Genomic DNA, 19,342 nt, shown 5'->3' on the forward strand with positions numbered 1-19,342 from the left:
AACACTAATAAAAATTGTAGTATGTCGAACAAGAATATCAATGTAGCTCTTCTAAAAGAAATCTGTGAGGTGGAAGGTGCACCAGGTTTTGAGCAGCCCATACGTGAAGTAATCCTTCGTGAGGTGACGCCACTTGTAGATAAAGTGGAGGTGGATAATATGGGTAATGTGACGGCCATTAAAAAAGGACGTAGTAGTGATAAAAAAATCATGTTGACTGCTCACATGGATGAGATTGGATTTATCGTCAAATACATTGATGATAAGGGGTTTATTAAGTTTCACACATTGGGTGGTTTCGATCCAAAAACCTTGACCGCTCAAAGGGTGAAAGTACATGGTTCGAAGAATTTAATTGGAGTGATGGGTTCTAAACCTATTCACCTGATGACTCCCGAAGAGCGCAACAAAAACCCACGCATTGATGATTATTTTATTGATATGGGCATGGGTAAAGAAGAAGTTGAAAAATACATCACTATCGGTGATCCAATTACCCGTGAACGTGAACTGATTGAAATGGGGGATTGTGTAAACTGCAAATCTATTGACAATCGGGTATCGGTTTTCATTCAGATTGAGATGCTTAGAGAAATGAAAGAAATTCCACCTTATGATGTCTATGCAGTTTTTACTGTGCAAGAAGAAATTGGCATTAGAGGTGCTAATGTTTCAAGTTTGGCGATTCAACCCGATTTTGGTTTTTGTATTGACACCACGATTGCCTTTGATGTCCCAGGTTCAAGTGCATCTGAACAGGTGACAGCTTTGGGTAGTGGCGTTGGTATCAAAATTATGGATTCTTCGGTAGTTTGTGATTACCGAATGGTTGCCTACATGAAACAACTGGCACAAAACCATAGCATCAAATGGCAGCCCGAAATTTTGACAGCTGGAGGTACAGATTCAGCAGGAATGCAACGCATGACCGCTGGCGGTGCCATTGTTGGAGCAGTTTCTATCCCTACTCGACACATTCATCAGGTTATCGAAATGGCACACAAAGAGGATATTAGAGCAACAATTGAATTGTTGAAGGTATGCATCAAGAATGTGGATCAGTACGATTGGGCGCACAAAAGAAGGTATTGACTTCTTTAGACTTTGGACGAAAGAAGTAGGAAGCAAGATATAAAAGATTGCTAATCAAAATCTTAAACCATTAATGTGATTAGGTGCAAATAATTTGTTATCAATTAATTAAATTCTCACTTCTTTACTCCTTTGTCCAAAATCTAAATATCTTACGCCTTTGAGAATAAACTTCAAAAGTTTCTTACCAAAATCTTCAATGAACCTCAATTTCAAAAATGGAGGTTTTGCAGCCATCTGTTTATCATTTGATTAGCTGCTTACTGACTACCAATATGCACAAAACCCGACCAATATTTTGGAGCATAACCTTGTGTTATCATTTTTATTTTAGAAGCTTGAAGAGATGAACCATAGGCTTTTTGGGCAAGAATATCTTGGTACAAATACTGCATCAATTCTGCGCTATGTCGGTCATAAACCTTGAAGAGTGTATAAATTACATTCCTTGCGCCAGCATACAAAAACCCTCGATTAATCGCCATCACACCTTCTCCTTTGGCTACTTTTCCAACACCACTATCACAACAACTCACAACAACTAAATCGGCATTTAGTGAAAGATTGTAAATTTCAGCCATAGTCAAAATACCTTCTAAATCATCTTTCTGGAAAGAAAAAACAATACCATCCGAAGAATAAGCCTCTTCCTGTTCAAAATAAGGCTGACCAAAGGCATGTGCTGCAATATGCACATATTTGTAATCAATGACATGTTGTTTAAAATGTTCTTTGGAGGCTGCCGAGTGTAAGAATATAGCTGCTTCATATCCTTTTTCTTCAAAAGCAGTTTTTATTCCTTCAATTTCGGCAGCAGAGTGATAGAGTGTTTTATAATTAAGCCCAATGTCTTGATAAACAGGTGCAAATCCTACAAAACTAAAACTGGAGGAAAGTTCACTCTTTTGCTTGTTCTTTCCATAATGCCACAAAGTAGCCGAATAATGATAACTAATGGCATAATTATTCACCAAATACGGCATTTCTGCATATCTTAGAGAAGATGGTTTTTGGGTAAGCAGTGTTTCAAAAGGTAAAAAACCCAAATCACCGTCAGGGATTATGTGTAAATATTGAATAGTATCGAACAACTCATTTTGCAAACTCTGCTTCAGCAAAGTTTCGTAAAGAGCATAAGCCAATTGCTGATATTCTTTGGCGTTTTCAGCATAAATAGCTTCAATGAAATCTGCAATTTGTTCATTCAGTGTAGATTCCGAAATAACAATACACTTAGTGAGTACAAATGCTCTGCCTATTACAAAAAGATACGTTTGATGTCTCCCTACAAAAAACTCCACAATTGCCGTTTGGTTATCCAGTGATTTTTGAAGCTCCTGAACAACAATGTTATGTACTTTATATTTGAGTTGAAAATAATTGGGATATTCTTTTTCCAACTTCTCAATCAGTGATTCATAGTCACGCTGATAATCAAAGTGTTGATTTTGCCATTGCCGCAACTGCTCCAAATTTCGCTCAATCTCCACCTTACACCGCTCTCGATTAATCGCATTGTCCAACTCCGTAAGTGAAATTCGCAAATCGTAGGCCTCATTGAGCCATTTTTCGGGAATATCAGATGCCAAGCGTGCATCAATATCTTTCAATGACCCCAACAGGACCATCCCTTTTCCTTGTTCCGCAAAAGTAAAAGCCAAATTCGTTGCATCATTTTTAATAGCTGTCTCTATAGCAGCCTCATACATTTGATGTGCTTTTTCTGCCAAGGTCAAATGAGTACTCTCTGCTTTGTAGCCTCGTCTTAGTTGTGTCATCAATTTTGCCGCCAACTGATAAGTCTTCAATGCCAATCGACCATAATCTGTATTTTTATTTTCCGTTTTTGATAGGTGCATACTTTGGAAACATATCGCCTTGGATTGCAGTATCTCCAATAAAATATGAGCATCCATATATTGGTGAATGGATGGATTTTCGAGGATATTTTCGGGCGAAAACTGTGGAATAACAATTTGCAATGCATTTTGACAATAAGACAATGCTTCTACAAAAAACCCTTTTTCCTGCAAACAATTTGCTATATTATTGTATGTAATCGCCAAACTTGGATGGTCGCTCGCCAATGTCTTTTGGCGGATAGTCAAAACCATATTGTGGTGATTTAAAGCTACATCAAACATACCTTTCTGCCGATAACAAAATCCAATATTATCCAAAACACTTGCAATATTTGGATGGTGATCGCCATAAATCGCTTGTTTTATCTTCAATGACTTGTTGTAAAAATGCAAAGCCTCATCGTGCTTATCTTTGCTAAAATAACAAGCCCCCATATTTAGAAGTGTTTGCGCCACACTCCAATGGTCTTCCCCAAAATGTTGTTGTCTAATCTTTAAGGCTTTTTGTAAGTAAACAAGTGCTGTATCATAAGTTCCTTTGCTATGATAACAAAGTCCTAAATTATTCAGGCTTTGTGCCACCGAAGAATGTTCGCTTCCCAAATAACGGATTCGCAAATCCAATGATTTATTGTAATATGCCAATGCTTTGTTGTAAAATCCTTGTGCATCATAACAAATACCTATGCCATTGTACGTGACAGCCAAAGCAATATTATCCTCTCCCAATAAATTTGTTTTGATATTTTTTGATTCCAAATGGTATCGCAAGGCTTTGTTGTACAGACCTTTGTAGTAATAAGTATTGCCAATATTATTGTATGAATCTGCAACATCAAGATGTGTTTTACCCAATCCACGTATACGAAGATCTAAAGCTTGTTCAAAACAAGCCAAAGCAATATCATAATTACCTTCGTCAAAACACTCATTTCCTTGATTATGAATGTTTTTTACAGCTTCCCAATAGCCATCGCCTATAATATGTATATTTTCTTTATTGTCCATGTATTAAATCACATCCAAAATAAATTACCGTATAAATGACCTAAAAAGTAAAATTAGGGAAAATAGGTATAAAGGTCAAAAAGTTTCACAAGTATTTAACTATTAAATATTTGCAAGCAAACAATTTTATGACAATAAGGAACTTTTTTGAGGTTTTTGGGGTTAATAAGGTTGTGTATCAGCGTGAACCTTCTCAATTTACAACCTTTAGTCAATCTTCACCTTTTTTTAATCACATACAATTAAATAGATGACAAACTATTTAAAGGACAAATCATTTATCAAGGGATTGGTAATCATAATTGTTATGCTACTACTTTATCCATATCTGAATTCACTAAGTTCTTTGACTAAATTTTTTCAAACCAAAGAACTTTATTTGAAGGACAAAGCGAGAGTCTATGTTAGAGACATTGACGACTTTGAAAAAAAAGTGAGAAATATTAGCAATAAATTAGACATACATCCCAATTGGTTAATGGCAATTATGCACTCCGAATCCAAATTAGATGCTTCGGTCGTCAATTTGAAAGGCAGCGGTGCAGCAGGTTTGATTCAATTTTTACCCACTACTGCCATTGATATGGACATCACCGTAGAACAAATGAGAAACCTCAATCATGTTCAACAACTTGATTATGTACATACTTATTTAAAAGGTGTGAAGGAAACAAGAAAGGTAAATTACAACAATATTACTGATCTATATTTAGCTATTTTATATCCAGCTGCAATTGGCAAAGATGTGGAATTTGTATTGTACCGAAAACCCAGCGAAAAGTATCAAGCAAACAGTGGTTTGGATGAAAATCGGGATGGAGAAATAAGTATTAGTGATATTGATTTGCGTATGCAGCGATTGTATCCTATTGCTTATCAATCAACTGTCAATAGTTTTTTGCAGTTTAGTTTTACTTTTTATTGCTTTCTTTTTGCAGGAGTTTTACTGATTTTCCGCAAAAAAATTCCATTGCAGCGAATACGGTATGAAGTGATTCATACATACCAAAAACTTCGACATGAAATACAACTGCGCCTGCCTCGAAAACTATAAAAACTTTTGCGATTTCATCCAGTCATCGTTGTAAACCTTTCCTACATAACGACTTCCGTGATCGTGAAAAATCACCACTACCAGATCATCTTCTGTCAATTGGTCTTTGATTTCTACTATTCCTTGCACAGCCGATCCACAGGAATAACCCAAAAACAAACCCTCGCCAGTTGCCAATTCCCTTGCCAACACTGCGCCGTCCTTGTCCGTTACTTTCACAAATTGGTCAATGATGCCAAAATCAATATTTTCAGGAATAATATCTTCACCAATACCTTCGGTGATGTAAGAATAAATTTCATCATTGTCGATTTCACCCGTTTCGTGATACGCCTTCAATGTAGAACCATACGTATCCACTCCAATGATTTTAATATCAGGGTTTTGTTCTTTAAGATACTTACCCGTACCCGAAATCGTTCCGCCTGTTCCTACACCAACAACCAAATGGGTGATTTTTCCCTCGGTTTGTTTCCAAATCTCTGGTCCCGTAGTATTGTAGTGGGCTTGTCGGTTGGAAAGATTATCGTACTGATTGGCATAAAAGGAGTTAGGCGTTTCTTCATGTAGCCTTTTTGCGACAGAGTAGTAGGAGCGCGGATCTTCAGGTGCTACGTTGGTAGGGCAAATAATCACTTCTGCACCCATTGCTTTCAGGATATCTACCTTTTCTTGTGACTGCTTATCTGTTGTCGTAAAAATACATTTGTAGCCTTTCACCGCCGCTGCAATCGCCAAACCCATACCAGTATTGCCTGATGTACCTTCAATGATAGTCCCGCCAGGTTTCAATGCACCAGAAGCTTCTGCATCTTCCACCATTTTGAGAGCCATACGATCTTTGATAGAATTTCCAGGATTGAAAAATTCTACTTTTCCCAATACGGTTGCTCGCACCCCATATTTTTGGGGAACTTTGTTCAGACGAACTAACGGAGTATTGCCAATTGTTTCTAAAATATTGTTGTAATACATTTGGCAAAATTACGAAAAGCAATAATGATGATGAAAAAAATCCTCTTCAAATTTCAAGAATTTTATGCTATCATAAAATAGGAGAACTCATTTGTCAGTGCCATCTGGTAAATCTGTGTTCTTATCTCTAAAATAAATCAAAATGGTAGGCAACAACACCAAGTTGGCAAAAATCGCTACCACAATCGTCATTGAAGTGAGCAAACCCAAATAAAATGTGCCTTTGAACTCTGAACCTGTGAAAATGACAAAACCAAAAAACAGAATAAAGGCAGTATAAAGCATACTCAAGCCTGTTTCTTGAATAGAAGCACTGACTGCTTTCACCACATCCTCTTCAAAATACTCCATTTCCAAGCGGTATTTTACCAAAAAATGAATGGTGAAGTCAACCGATATACCAAACGCTACGCTGAATATCAAGACCGTAGAAGGATTGAGCGAAATACCCAACATGGCCATCATTGCAGCCGTAAACAGCAAAGGAATAATATTGGGAATCAAGGCGATTATCAACATTTTGGTGGAGCGAAACAAAAAAGCAATTACCAATGAAATCAATAAAAAGGCAATCAAAACACTATTAATCAATCCTTTGATAAGATAGTCATAGCCCGCCAAAGCCACCACACTAGTTCCTGTATAACTGACTCTATATTTGTCAATCGGCAATATTTTTTCAATCTTACTTTTTAGGCTGTCAATCACCGCTTGCATTTTATGAGAACCTACATCAACCATTTGCACACTGATACGAGCATATTGTCCTGTTGAATCCGTCACCGATTCAATCAAGTTTCGCCCTTCGCCTCTTTCGGTTTTTGCCAAATAAGAAAACACAAAATTTTTGTCGAGGTTGGAAGGCAAACGGTAATAATTAGGGTTGCCGTTGTAAAACGCCTGTGTCACCATTTTGAAGCCATCAACTACCGAAAGTGGCTTCGAAAAAATGCTGTCTTTTGTGAAAATAGCTTCAACCTGCTCCAATTTTTTGAGCGTTGTAGATTTTGTTATCGAATTTTTCTTTTTAGCATCTACCACCAATTCTAAAGGCAAAACACCTCCCAGATTTTGCTCAAAAAATTTGTAATCCTTAAATTCTTGACTATCCTCTGAAAGAACATCAAATATGTAGCTTTTTTCTTCTAATTGTGTAACCATCACCAAAGAAAACAAAAAGATGAGAAAACCAGACCAGCGTATCGCTTTCCGACGGTAATACACCCAATCACTAAGTTTCGCCAAAAACTTACGAGCCAATTCATTCCCCTTGTTTTCAGTATATTTCTTTTTGGTTAAAGAAACCAAACTCAAGAAGGTGGGAATCAGAATCATGGTCATAATAAATAAAACAGAAATACTCAAACCTGCAATTAACCCAAATTCTCGAAGCATTGCACTTTTGATGAAAGAGAATACCGAAAAACCAATGGCAGTAGTCAGATTGGCATAAAATATTACCTCTCCAATTCGTCTAGTTGTACTTCTAAGTGCACGATTTTTGTCACCGTGTTCTTCCAGTTCCCAAAAAAACCGATTCATCATGTACACACAATTAGGTACACTGATAACCACAATAAGTGGTGGAATAAGTCCAGTTAAAATATTGATTTTCAATCCGAAAAATCCAATCCATCCAACTACCCACACAATTCCACTCAACATCAAGAACAACGAAATACAGACAATTTTGAAGGAACGAAACAATACCCAGATAATCAACACAGCGATGAGAACAGAAAAAATTAGAAATACCTTCAATTCCTTTTGCACAACCGTAGTCGTAAAACTTCGCATATAAGGTAGTCCAGAATAGCGCAACTTCGCTTGGTGTTTATCTTCAAAAGTTTTCGCTTGGACTAAGACCTTCGCTATCAATTCATCCCTACTTTTGTTATTCAGAAATTTATCATCAATGGTAATACCCATCAAAAAGAAATCTTTGGAGGAGGTGTAAAGCAAACCTTCATAAAAGGGCATACTGAAAATTAGCTTTCGAAGGCTATCAACCACCTGTTGATTATCAGGTCTTTTTGTCAAAATTGATTTAACTTCAAAACGTTTGTTTACTGTATCTTTCACCAAAATTGAGGTATGAGCAGGAGAAATAATGGCGGCTACTCCTTCAATTTCCTTCATTCGATTGCCCATTTCATACCAATCTCCAAACATTTCCTGCTCAAAAAAGACATCACTTTGCAGCCCTACAATCATAAGGTTGGCATCTTCACCAAATCGCTCTCGAAACTCTTTGTTTTCTATATATCGAGAATCTTCTTTAGGAATAATGGGCGCAAACTGATAGTCTATTTCCACATTACGCCCCTTGTATGCCATAAAAGTAGTGAGTACCAATACTAAAAACAGCAAAGGAAACTTGTATTGAATAATGAAGTTTGCTATATATCGCCACATAAATGTCTATGCCTCAGAGAAATTTTTAAATAAATGACAAACAGTTTATTAGTAAGATGATTGTAGAAATTGAATAGACTATTTATCAAAAAATGTCGGCAAATATAGTTAAAAAAATGTTGGGTAGAGGCAATAAAAAAGGCGAGTATTGAATACTCGCCTTATATTATATTGAATTATAAAATATATTTTTTATTCTATTACCAATTTTTTATTCATCAATTCAAAACCTTGAATCACCTTCAAAAAGTAAGTACCTTTTTCATCTGCGGGTACATGTACCATCGCTTCATAAGTTCCTGAAAAATCACTCAAAGACTCGTTGTGAACTTCACGTCCTGCAACATCCAAAATCATCACCTTCAATGGTTCTTCCTCTTCGCTATTAAAAGAAAGATAGAAATAGCCGTCTTCAAAGTCAGGAGCAAAAGTCAATTCATCTACTTCAAGGCTTTCGTTGCCTCTGAATGCACTAAAAATACTGTTTGAAAGACTTGATTTGTCAGTCCAACTCAAATCTCCAATACTCACACTTACATTTTTACGAGTGCGGTTGTTATAAAATGATGCCGTTTCTGACTCCCCTGCAAAATAATTGTACACTTTGTCCAAAAGAGAGTTGTCTTTGGTAGTTTGAGCAGCAGCATCGTTGTTATAGCCGACAAACAACAAAGTACCTAATAATAAGAGGGTTAATAAATTAAGAGATTTCATACACGATTGATTAAAGTATTGTTAAATAATTTCCTACTACTAAAACTAAAAAACAAGTTTTTTAGTGTGTTTAGAAGATTACTTTTTGAAAAGTATTCTTTAGACTAAAACTATTTGAATAGTAACCATCCAATATTACAATAATTGTTCCCAAAAAGTTTCATTAAAACAAAATAAGCTGCTTATTTTTTGTAAAAAAAAGCAGCTTATTTTTCATCGTTCTATAATATTGTGCAATTTACAAATCTCACATTTACAATCCCACTCTCACACTTCCATCCCCATTTACTTTGATACTTGGACAAAAAGGCGTATTGAAGTTACCCAAATTGTAGTCATCTAAATTGGTCGTAAAAATGCTAATGCTGCCCCAATAAAATGCCTCTACAACTGGGTTTTGAAGCTCCAAGCTAATTTTGCCATTTGCACAAATAAACACCAAATCAAAATCCACATCTATCTCAGGGTCAAAGAAATTGTTTACATCCTTTGCCAAGTCCAAATCGAAGTGAAGCGTAGGATTATCGCCCGCTTTATACGCAGCTTCTACCCATCCATTACCATAATAGTGTCCCCAATAAATACCTTTCAAGTTACTTTGTACATGTCGAAGATGCCCAAACAAACTCTCCACAATATTTTCAAACATATCACGAGGTAAAATTCCCAAAGGTGGCAACCAGATGCTTCCCTGATTTTGGCTCGTATATTTCCAACCCCCATATTGACGCAACTCACTGCTGGATATAGTAATAGAGGAAGGATGCCCATCGTTTCCATCAATCCATTGGCAAGAACCAAAAGATTTTCTGTACAAAGGTGTCGCAACATTGTTTACCATGATATCTATATTTTTGATGCACCAACCATCCGTACCTATTTTGGCTATCTTCAAAAAGCGAATGTCGCCAATTTTGTTGACTCCCACATTCACAAGGTCATACACATCTGTATGATTTCGCTCCCTATCATCTCCTCCTTTGTCGAGGTAAAAACGATTTTGGGTGCTGTTTCCAATCTGAATATATGCAGTATCGTCCGTATCAGCATCGTCCCGTCCATCTGTTGTGATTTTCACCTGCAATCGCCAAACTGCCACATCTTCAAAATTAGCTGGTCGAGAAGGTAAAAAATCGGATGTCCCACTGCTTGTTTTGTAGCTAACACCTGAATTACTTGGAGTCGGTGTAGTAGCAACAGGAGCAGTTTTAATCGCTCTAGTCGCTTTAAAGGTAGGTAAAGTCGTTGACTTTCGGTGATCAACGGTAGTTCTTCTTGGCTGAGCAAATAAGTGATTGAAACTAGCAAATTGAAGAGCCAAAAAACATACAAAAAGAATAGTTAATCGTTTCATCTTAAAAAGGTTTTAAAGGAGTTAAAAAGGTTCAAGGTTGCAATTGTGTTCCCTTGAACTGTCACCTTCATTGGATGAAATGGCGGAATGGATTTGGAAAAAATCGGAAATTCTTTTCTACTGTAACGGTGATTTTATGAGCTTATTGACCCCAAAAAAACCGCAAAATATTAACAATCAGAATTTTAATTTAAAATCATCAACAGAAAGCCTACAAAAGTTTTTAAAACTTTTGTAGGCTGATTTATCAATATTTCGTGGTGTTTTGATAATCAAAACCCTGTACCTCTGTGCTTCTGTATCTAGTAGAAATTACCTGAACTATTTATTTATTTTCATTCCCCAACATGCGTTTCTTCAATTCATATAGCGACCTCTCCAAACCCACTCCATAATTTTTCATTTCACCCATCTCCTTCAATTGGTTTATACAAAACACCCTAATTTGGTGAATAGTAGGAAATTGATGTACCAATTTTCCTTTCCTAAAAATAGCTTGTAGTAAATCAACCCCCTTCAAATGCGATGAAATAGCCACCTTCAATTCAGAATCAAAATTAACAAAACCTTCAATCCTTTCTCCGTACAACTCGTTGTAAACCACATCCGCCACAGGTTTTTCCCCTTCAAAAAACCGTTTCACCTTCAATATCCCAGGATTAGACGTTTTGATAGGCGTATTTGAAAGTTTGATGCGGTATTCCCATTCATTCGAGCCTTTATCTCGGATAGCCGCCAATTTATACACTCCGCCCAAAGCCGCTTGATCATAAGCCGTCGCCAGTTTAGTGCCGACTCCCCAAACGGTGATTTTTGCACCTTGAGCCTTCAATTCCTCGATTTTGTACTCGTCCAAATCACTGCTTGCCACAATTGCAGCCCCTTCAAAACCACCCTCATCCAGCAGTTTTCTTGCAGCAATGCTCAAAGCCGCCATGTCGCCAGAATCCAAACGAATACCGACCATTTCATACCCCCGTTTCCGCAATTTTTTTCCCACTTCAATCGCATTTTTTACCCCTTCAATCGTATCGTAAGTGTCCACCAAAAAAATACAATTGTTCGGCATAGCAGCAGCATAGGCTTCAAAAGCTTCCAATTCTTCGTCAAAACACATTACCCAACTATGGGCATGAGTACCTTTCACAGGAATGTCAAACAACTTGCCAGCCAATACATTAGAAGTCGCCACACAACCGCCAATGTATGCCGCTCTCGATGCACTGATGCCGCCATCCATTCCCTGCGCCCTCCGCAGTCCAAACTCCAACACCGCTTCTCCCTTTGCCGCCCGACAAACCCGTGCAGATTTGGTGGCTATCAATGTTTGAAAATTTACAATGTTCAACAATGCTGTTTCCAACATTTGACACTGCCACAAAGGACCCTTCACCCGCATTAAAGGTTCATGCGGATAAACCAGTGTTCCTTCTGCAATTGCGTCAATGTCCAATGTCAATTCAGATGTTCGTAGAAAATCTATGAAACCTTTTTCAAACAATGGTTTGCCATCGTTTCCTTCCAAAGTCTGCAAATAGTGAAGATCATCTTCTTCAAATCGAAACTCCTCTATATAAGAAATTGCAGTTTCCAAGCCACAACAAACTGCATAGTTGCCATTGAAGGGTAACTTTCTGAAAAAGAGGTGAAAAACGGCTTCTTGTTCCGCTATTCCGTTTTTCCAATAACCATACACCATTGTCAATTGGTAGAGATCTGTGAGGAGGCTCAAAGAGGTGCTGTAAATATTGGATAATTTCATGGTGTTTTTTTTACACTAAGTTAATTTTGGAGTATTAACGCAGTGTAGGTGGATTTTGTTCCATTTGAAGGATTTTTTTTTACCTCCTTCACTTTTTTTGATTGATAATTTAGTCCTATTCTGTTAACTAAAAAAGCCATCAAAATCAATCTGATTTTGATGGCTTTCAATTTTATATTGATTTTGAAGTTTACAAATTATCCTCCAAAATCGTCAAAAGCAATATTTTCACTTGGAACACCTAAATCGTCCAACATTTTCAATACTGCTGCCAACATCGCAGGAGGACCACAGATATAATATTCGATTTCTTCTGGTTCCTCATGGTTTTTCAAGTAGCTATCCAACAATACTTGGTGTATAAACCCTTTGAGTCCAGTCCAATTATCTTCTGGAAGAGGATCAGAAAGTGCGATGTGAAAAGAGAAATTATCGTACTCCTTTTCAATATCTTCGAATTGATCTACATAAAATAACTCTCTTACAGAACGTCCACCATACCAATAAGAAATCTTACGGTCACGGGTCTTTTCTGTGTGAAACAAGTGGAAAAGGTGAGAGCGTAGAGGTGCCATACCTGCACCACCACCAATGTAAACCATTTCTTTCTTGGTCGGTTTGATGAAAAACTCACCATAAGGCCCCGAGATAGTCACCTTATCACCTGGTTTGCGAGAAAATACGTAAGAAGAACAAATACCTGGATTCACGTCCATGAATTGGTTTTTGGCTCTGTCCCAAGGTGGAGAAGCAATACGGATGTTGAGCATCACAATGTTTCCTTCGGCTGGGTGATTCGCCATAGAATAGGCACGGAAGATAGGTTCAGGATTTTTCATTTTTAAATTCCACATATTAAATTTATCCCAATCTTCACGGTATTCTGTTTCCACTTCAATATCCTTGTATTCTACCTCACATTTAGGAACATCTATCTGGACATAGCCACCAGATTCAAATTCCAAAAATTCACCAGGAGGAAGTTTTACCACAAACTCTTTGATAAAAGTGGCCACATTCCCATTAGAAACAACCTCACATTCCCACTTTTTGATACCAAATACCTCTTCTGGAACTTCTACGGTCATATCCCCTCGCACTTTCACTTGACAAGCCAAACGCCAGTGATTTTGTGCCTCTTTTCGTGTAAGGTGATTCATTTCGGTAGGCAACACATCGCCACCACCTTCTATTACCTGACATTTGCACATAGCACAGGTACCACCTCCACCACAAGCAGAAGGCAAAAACAAATTTTTCTGAGAAAGAGCTGTTAGCAAAGTTGGACCAGGAGATACCACTAGTGTTTCTTCGCCATTCACCAAAATATTGACATCACCAGAAGGAATCAATTTGGCTTTGGCATACAATAATATGCCAGTCAGAAATAAAATGATGAATAAAAAAGCAGCAGAACTACCAATAATTACAGGAAGCATATTATTGATTTTTTAATTGAAATATTTAATGATTTTAAGAAAATCTAAAATGATTTATCATCAATCATTTTTTGATTTTCATTTTCATTCTAAGTTTGATTTCTTACAATTTGATACCCATGAAACTCATGAACGCAATCCCCATCAAGCCAGTGATAATAAACGCAATTCCTAAGCCACGCAAAGGTGCAGGAACATGTGAATAGCGTATTTTTTCACGAATAGCAGCAATAGCGACAATGGCGAGAAAAAAACCAAACCCCGCTCCTACTCCAAACACACTTGATTGAATAAAATCATACTCTTTTTGAACCATAAAAAGAGAACCTCCAAGAATAGAGCAGTTTACAGTAATCAAAGGCAAGAAAATACCCAATGAATTGTACAATGCAGGAGATACTTTTTCAATCACCATTTCTACCAACTGTACCATTGATGCAATAACAGCAATGAAGATAATTAGTTGCAGAAAAGTGAGGTCAACCGACGCAAAAGAAGGGTGAATCCATGCCAAAGAACCTTCTGCCAAGAAAAATTTTCTAATCAGAAAGTTAATAGGAACGGTAATCGCCAATACAAAAATAACGGATAGCCCTAGCCCAAAAGCCGTTTTGACCGTTTTTGAAACTGCCAAAAAAGAACACATTCCCAAAAAATAAGAAAGCACCATGTTCTCTACAAAAGCCGATTTGACAAATATATTTAATAAATCCATTGTTTGAATAATTAAAATGACAATGAAAATTCGCTTTTCATTAGATTAGGAAATATCCACCAATTTGGTATTTTTAGAACGCTGAATCCAAATAAGAATACCAATAACAAACATGGCAGCAGCAGGAGTCAACATGATACCATTGTCAGCATAACCAGCAGCATACACACCTTCAGGAATCAACTTCCAACCCAAAATGCTGCCTGCACCAAAAAATTCTCTCAAAACTGCCACTATAATCAAAATAGCACCATAACCCAAACCATTGCCAATACCATCTAAGAAAGCAGGCCATGGCTTACTATTCATCGCAAAGGCTTCTAAACGCCCCATTACGATACAATTGGTGATAATCAAACCCACAAAAACCGATAACTCTTTGCTCACATCATAAGCAAATGCCTTTAACAATTGATCCACAATCGTTACCAAGGTAGCAATTACTACCAATTGGACAATCATCCGAATACGTGGAGGTATACCATTTCGCATCAATGCGATAGCAAAATTAGAAAAAGCACAAACCATCGTTACACTAATAGCCATTACCAATGCAGGATATACTTGTGTTGTTACTGCCAAAGCAGAACAAATACCCAATACCTGAACCGTGATTGGATTATTATCGTCAAAAGGATCGGTTAGCAGTCTTCTGTTTTTTGCCGAAAACAGAGGCTCACTGGGTGCGGCAACAACTGCTTTTTTTTCTGCTACTTCACTCATTATATTATTTCTGTTTAATTAATTTACATTTTTAAAATAGGCTTGATAACTACTGTAGCCTTTTTGAAGCATATCTTCCACACCATTGCCTGTAATAGTTGCACCAGACATACCATCTACTAAGTTGGCTTTCCCCTCAATAGCATTGCCTCTTCCCTTCAAAATATCGAAGGCATAAGTACCATTGGTTTGCAACTGTTTGCCTACAAATTGATCTTGAAACCAGTCTTTTGTGATTTCTGCACCAAGGCCAGGCGTTTCTCCTTTGTGGTCAAAAGATGTACCTGCAATGGTATTGAAGTCTTCTTTTAATGCCAGAAAACCCCATATTTCATCCCATAGACCATTACCATATAAAGGTATAATATAGCTTTTAGCATTGTTGTCTCCTGAATAGATATACACAGGTAATTGACGATCACTCATAGGTTTTCGGTACTCTTTTTTGATGTCAATATCAAAAGCGTTAACTCCTTCAACAGGTTTCCCTTGAGCATCAACTACTACTTCCTTGATACGCTTAGAGTATTCGCCTTCAACAATCGACTTGTCTGCAATATCAGATACAGAATTGAGAATTTGTTTCTTTTTCTCCAATGCTTCTTCTGCATCCTGTCGTGGTTTGAGTTCCGTAGCCAAAAATGCCAATACAACAGCTACGATAAGGGTCATCAAAGCCACATAACCAACGGTATAATTGTTACTATTAATATCAGCCATGATTTCTTGCTAATCTGCGTTTAATGTTTGCTTGATAAATATAATGGTCAATCAATGGAGCAAATACATTCATAAACAGTATCGCCAACATCCATCCCTCAGGATAGGCAGGATTCAACACCCTGACAATGATACCAATTACTCCAATCATAAAGCCATATACCAATTTTCCAGTATTCGTTTGTGCTGCGGTAACAGGGTCCGTTGCCATAAATGCCATGGCAAAAAAGAAACTGCCCATTACAAAGTGGTAATAAAAAGGTACAGCAATAAATGAGTTTGGATCAGTAGCTATGAAATTAAGGATAATCCCCATAAAGGCTGCGCCCAAAACCATAGACAACATGATTCTCCAACTTGCCACGCCCATTGCAATCAACATTCCAGCACCCAACAAAACAGCAGGTTTACTCATTTCTCCAACTGAACCAGGAATCCATCCCCAGAACATCTCCGACACACTATACTTTGCAACGACTGCTTCCCAGCCTCCTTTAGCAGCAAGTGCCAGAGGTGTAGCTCCTGAAAATCCATCCACTACATTGGCATAACCCGCTGTAGTAGCAGAACTCAAACCAAACATATCGTGTAAAAAATTGTAATCATAAGCCACCCAACAAGTATCACCAGATATATCCGATGGATAGGCAAAGAAAATAAATACCCTTGTTAATAAGGCGATGTTCAGAATATTCATACCTGTACCTCCAAAAGCTTCCTTACCTAAAATCACTGCAAATGCAGTAGCAATCGCTACCATCCACAACGGAATACCTGGAGGCATAATCAATGGAATCAACATTCCTGTTACCAAAAACCCCTCTTCAATCGCATGGCCTTTCTTTGCAGCAAAGAAAAACTCGATTCCCAAGCCCACTACATGAGCCACAACGATTATAGGCAATAACTGAAAAAGTCCATAGAAAAATTTGGTAAAAAATGCCTCAAATATACCTGGATACATACCAAAGGCAACATAGTGCTGATGTCCAATATTGTACATGCCAAAAAGCAAACAAAATTGCAAGGCTAAAACCACATGCACCATTGTTCGCTTCAAATCCATCCCATCTCGGATGTGTACCCCATGACCAGATGTTACCGATTTTGGGGCAAAGAGGAAGGTAAAAAATCCATCAAAGACAGTATGCAATACCTTCTTGTCCTTTATAGATTTACCGTATTCTTCAAGTTTCTTTGCTAACTTGCTCATATCTATCTATTAGATTGCTAAATTGTTTTATTGCTTATTAATTTTTCAAAACATACAATGTCAAGCATTTTAAACTTGAATTTGTGTTTTGAGATTGAGCTTTCATTACCCCTGCTCTCGCATCATGTCCAATCCTTGACGCAAAATTTCTTGTACTTCTGTTTTTGAAGGACATACAAAACCACATAAAGCCAAATCCTCTTCTACGACCTCATAAATACCCAAACCTTCCATTTGGTCGAAATCTCCATACATGATGGATTTCAACAATTGCATCGGATAAATATCCATTGGAGTTACTTTCTCATACAAACCTGTCACCACAAAAGCACGGTGTTCGCCATGGGTGTTCGTAGTAACATCATATTTCTTATTCGGTTTTAAGAAAGCGGGAAAAGTTTTAGAAGCACTTGGACGATTTGCAGGAAGAATCCACCCTAAACCAGGCAATATCCAACCAAACATTTCATATTGATCTCCTTCTTTGAGAACCGTCAATTGGTGGTGCCAAAAATCAAGATGTCCATTAGACTCAACAATACTACCAGTCAATGGATTACCGCTAATATATCGAACGTGATCAGTTGTGAGATTACCTTTCACCATGTTTTCGACATTTGCCCCCAAATACGTTTTGTAGTATTTTGGCTCTTTCACTACAGGTCCGCCCAATGAAACCAAACGTTCTGTATTGAAAACACCCTCTAAAGCCAAACGTCCTAGAACCAACACATCTTGTGGATTGATAGTCCAAACAACCTCTCCTTTTGCCAATGGAGCAATGTGGTGAATTTGAGTTCCCACTGTACCTGATGGATGTGGCCCACTTACTTGGTGTATCTCAATTCCTTTCACATTTTTGTAAGCATCTGCTAGTGTTGCCCCACCATTAACACTCAAATGAACCTTACCTGATGTCAAATACTTCAATACATCCACTCCTGCTTGAAAATACTTTCCCTGCCCTTGCATTACATAGTTGTAATCTGGAGCCAAAGGTGCAGTATCAAATCCAGAGATAAAAATATTTTTGGGAGTATCATTAGGAGAAGCGACAACATTGTAAGGTCTTTGACGCAAAAACGCCCAGCAACCTGACTGAAGCAATAAAGGAATGATAGCTTCCTTAGTAGTGGAGGCAAGATTAATCTTGTCAAACTGCTTGAAAGCAATGCTGTTATCTGCTAAAATAATTACTTCAACAATAGCACGCTTTAGACCTCTCCTCACTTCAACTACCTCACCACTCACAGGAGAAGCATAGATAATATCTGGATTGGATTTATCAAAAAACAAGCCGTCACCAGCTTTTACTTCGTCCCCTACTTGAACCAATAACTTAGGAATAGGATACATCCCTTCAAAATTTGGTGGCTTAATCGAATAAGTCCGAGATTGAAGGTTGTTTACAGTTTCTTGCTTTGGTTCACCTACGATTTTTATATCGTAGCCTCTTTTTAGTTTAATTGTTTTGCCCATTTTAACTGTTTTTCTAAAATAGGCTGCAAAGGTAGCAAGTAGATTTAGAAATAGAAAGATTTATTCAATTTTTCGAGAGAGATGTGTGTAGAGAATGATTGACTTATTTTTTCTACTAAGAAATAAAAAACAACAATCAATCTATTAAAAAGCAAATCAATTTTTTATACAGAAAATTATCTACACTTTGATTTTTATTTTTATTGAATCAATCAAGAATTCTTATCGACTACTGCCTTCAAAAAATAATATTGTTTATTAGGCTGTTGAACATTTTCTCCTTCTTCAAGAGTAACAACAAAGGAGTCTGCATCAGCCACATCTTTCAATTGTTGCATACCTTCGTCTATCTTTACTATTCCCACATCCATAGATTGACCTTCTTTGATAGCCCACAAGTGATAATCTTTGTCATTTGGGGGAGCGGGTAAATTCAATACATCCAAAAACACCTTTTGTGTTTCTGTATCCCAATAAATAGAGGCAACTCCTTCTTGTGCATCATTAAAAGCAACCATACGAATTACTTTACTGTTAGAATCCCTTAATACAACCAGTTGTTCAACTGTTCCATCTTGATTCAGTCGTTGTGAATCATTAAATTGTTGAACCAACTTTAAATTTGCTTGCTTTTCACTAATTAGTGCTTGTGTTATATTTTTATATTGAGTATAATAATAAAACAATAAGCACTTACTGATAATGATAAGTATAATGGCAATACCAAGAATAAACTTGTATTTTTTTGCCTCGTTTTTAAGCGTTATTGAGGACATATTGAATAGGCTATTTTGTTTCGATTATAGAATGGAACAAA

15 protein-coding genes are annotated in these 19,342 nt (G+C 37.2%); 2 read left to right on the top strand and 13 right to left on the bottom strand.

Annotated features, from left to right (window positions below; genetic code table 11):
- Positions 1 to 21: 21 nt before the first annotated feature.
- Complete coding sequence (locus R3E32_09770) at positions 22 to 1,092, top strand: M42 family metallopeptidase (GenBank protein ID MEZ4884999.1); 1,071 nt, start codon at positions 22 to 24, stop codon at positions 1,090 to 1,092.
- 260 nt (positions 1,093 to 1,352) lie between these two features.
- Here R3E32_09770 and R3E32_09775 read toward each other — a convergent pair whose 3' ends face one another.
- Positions 1,353 to 3,962: a CHAT domain-containing tetratricopeptide repeat protein gene (locus tag R3E32_09775; GenBank protein ID MEZ4885000.1), complete on the bottom strand. Its 2,610-nt coding sequence runs from the start codon at positions 3,960 to 3,962 to the stop codon at positions 1,353 to 1,355.
- 346 nt (positions 3,963 to 4,308) lie between these two features.
- Here R3E32_09775 and R3E32_09780 point away from each other — a divergent pair, with 346 nt between their 5' ends.
- Complete coding sequence (locus tag R3E32_09780) at positions 4,309 to 5,016, top strand: transglycosylase SLT domain-containing protein (GenBank protein ID MEZ4885001.1); 708 nt, start codon at positions 4,309 to 4,311, stop codon at positions 5,014 to 5,016.
- On the opposite strand, the gene R3E32_09785 is transcribed toward R3E32_09780, so the two are convergent.
- From R3E32_09785 to R3E32_09840, 12 genes are all read right to left on the bottom strand, one after another.
- Positions 5,011 to 5,991: a pyridoxal-phosphate dependent enzyme gene (locus R3E32_09785; protein MEZ4885002.1), complete on the bottom strand. Its 981-nt coding sequence runs from the start codon at positions 5,989 to 5,991 to the stop codon at positions 5,011 to 5,013. The genes R3E32_09780 and R3E32_09785 overlap by 6 nt on opposite strands.
- Before the next feature lie 87 nt (positions 5,992 to 6,078).
- Positions 6,079 to 8,406: an MMPL family transporter gene (locus R3E32_09790; protein ID MEZ4885003.1), complete on the bottom strand. Its 2,328-nt coding sequence runs from the start codon at positions 8,404 to 8,406 to the stop codon at positions 6,079 to 6,081.
- 192 nt (positions 8,407 to 8,598) lie between these two features.
- Positions 8,599 to 9,120, bottom strand: a complete 522-nt coding sequence (locus R3E32_09795) for a hypothetical protein (GenBank protein MEZ4885004.1) — start codon at positions 9,118 to 9,120, stop codon at positions 8,599 to 8,601.
- A 253-nt stretch (positions 9,121 to 9,373) separates the two neighbouring features.
- Complete coding sequence (locus R3E32_09800; GenBank protein ID MEZ4885005.1) at positions 9,374 to 10,474, bottom strand: PLAT/LH2 domain-containing protein; 1,101 nt, start codon at positions 10,472 to 10,474, stop codon at positions 9,374 to 9,376.
- Positions 10,475 to 10,799: 325 nt separating this feature from the next.
- On the bottom strand, positions 10,800 to 12,236 hold the full coding sequence (locus tag R3E32_09805; protein ID MEZ4885006.1) for a nicotinate phosphoribosyltransferase: 1,437 nt from the start codon (positions 12,234 to 12,236) through the stop codon (positions 10,800 to 10,802).
- A gap of 197 nt (positions 12,237 to 12,433) precedes the next feature.
- Positions 12,434 to 13,675 carry an NADH:ubiquinone reductase (Na(+)-transporting) subunit F gene (gene nqrF / locus R3E32_09810; GenBank protein MEZ4885007.1) on the bottom strand — a complete coding sequence of 414 codons (1,242 nt, stop codon included), beginning with the start codon at positions 13,673 to 13,675 and terminating at the stop codon, positions 12,434 to 12,436.
- Between the two features lie 103 nt (positions 13,676 to 13,778).
- A complete protein-coding gene (gene nqrE, locus R3E32_09815; GenBank protein ID MEZ4885008.1) occupies positions 13,779 to 14,390 on the bottom strand; it encodes an NADH:ubiquinone reductase (Na(+)-transporting) subunit E in 612 nt (203 codons plus the stop codon).
- A gap of 45 nt (positions 14,391 to 14,435) precedes the next feature.
- A complete protein-coding gene (locus tag R3E32_09820; protein ID MEZ4885009.1) occupies positions 14,436 to 15,113 on the bottom strand; it encodes an NADH:ubiquinone reductase (Na(+)-transporting) subunit D in 678 nt (225 codons plus the stop codon).
- An 18-nt stretch (positions 15,114 to 15,131) separates the two neighbouring features.
- The gene (gene nqrC, locus R3E32_09825) at positions 15,132 to 15,833 is read right to left on the bottom strand and encodes an NADH:ubiquinone reductase (Na(+)-transporting) subunit C (GenBank protein ID MEZ4885010.1); all 702 of its coding nucleotides are present in this window, start codon (positions 15,831 to 15,833) and stop codon (positions 15,132 to 15,134) included.
- Positions 15,826 to 17,046 (bottom strand): NADH:ubiquinone reductase (Na(+)-transporting) subunit B, encoded by a 1,221-nt coding sequence (locus R3E32_09830; GenBank protein MEZ4885011.1) that lies wholly within the window; start codon positions 17,044 to 17,046, stop codon positions 15,826 to 15,828. The genes nqrC and R3E32_09830 overlap by 8 nt, the downstream gene beginning before the upstream one ends.
- Positions 17,047 to 17,151: 105 nt before the next feature.
- Positions 17,152 to 18,525 carry a Na(+)-translocating NADH-quinone reductase subunit A gene (locus tag R3E32_09835; protein MEZ4885012.1) on the bottom strand — a complete coding sequence of 458 codons (1,374 nt, stop codon included), beginning with the start codon at positions 18,523 to 18,525 and terminating at the stop codon, positions 17,152 to 17,154.
- 212 nt (positions 18,526 to 18,737) lie between these two features.
- Positions 18,738 to 19,301 (bottom strand): anti-sigma factor, encoded by a 564-nt coding sequence (locus R3E32_09840; protein ID MEZ4885013.1) that lies wholly within the window; start codon positions 19,299 to 19,301, stop codon positions 18,738 to 18,740.
- Positions 19,302 to 19,342: the final 41 nt, after the last annotated feature.

The sequence above is a fragment of the Chitinophagales bacterium genome (genome assembly GCA_041392475.1).
Lineage (GTDB): Bacteria > Bacteroidota > Bacteroidia > Chitinophagales > UBA2359 > JAUHXA01.

Coding starts and splice junctions, on each gene's coding strand:
- R3E32_09785 (MEZ4885002.1), bottom strand. CDS start 5,991: ATGTATTACAACAATATTTTAGAAACAATTGGCAATACTCCGTTAGTT.
- R3E32_09805 (MEZ4885006.1), bottom strand. CDS start 12,236: ATGAAATTATCCAATATTTACAGCACCTCTTTGAGCCTCCTCACAGAT.
- R3E32_09795 (MEZ4885004.1), bottom strand. CDS start 9,120: ATGAAATCTCTTAATTTATTAACCCTCTTATTATTAGGTACTTTGTTG.
- R3E32_09820 (MEZ4885009.1), bottom strand. CDS start 15,113: ATGAGTGAAGTAGCAGAAAAAAAAGCAGTTGTTGCCGCACCCAGTGAG.
- nqrC (MEZ4885010.1), bottom strand. CDS start 15,833: ATGGCTGATATTAATAGTAACAATTATACCGTTGGTTATGTGGCTTTG.
- nqrF (MEZ4885007.1), bottom strand. CDS start 13,675: ATGCTTCCTGTAATTATTGGTAGTTCTGCTGCTTTTTTATTCATCATT.
- R3E32_09840 (MEZ4885013.1), bottom strand. CDS start 19,301: ATGTCCTCAATAACGCTTAAAAACGAGGCAAAAAAATACAAGTTTATT.
- R3E32_09800 (MEZ4885005.1), bottom strand. CDS start 10,474: ATGAAACGATTAACTATTCTTTTTGTATGTTTTTTGGCTCTTCAATTT.
- R3E32_09830 (MEZ4885011.1), bottom strand. CDS start 17,046: ATGAGCAAGTTAGCAAAGAAACTTGAAGAATACGGTAAATCTATAAAG.
- R3E32_09775 (MEZ4885000.1), bottom strand. CDS start 3,962: ATGGACAATAAAGAAAATATACATATTATAGGCGATGGCTATTGGGAA.
- nqrE (MEZ4885008.1), bottom strand. CDS start 14,390: ATGGATTTATTAAATATATTTGTCAAATCGGCTTTTGTAGAGAACATG.
- R3E32_09770 (MEZ4884999.1), top strand. CDS start 22: ATGTCGAACAAGAATATCAATGTAGCTCTTCTAAAAGAAATCTGTGAG.
- R3E32_09790 (MEZ4885003.1), bottom strand. CDS start 8,406: ATGTGGCGATATATAGCAAACTTCATTATTCAATACAAGTTTCCTTTG.
- R3E32_09835 (MEZ4885012.1), bottom strand. CDS start 18,525: ATGGGCAAAACAATTAAACTAAAAAGAGGCTACGATATAAAAATCGTA.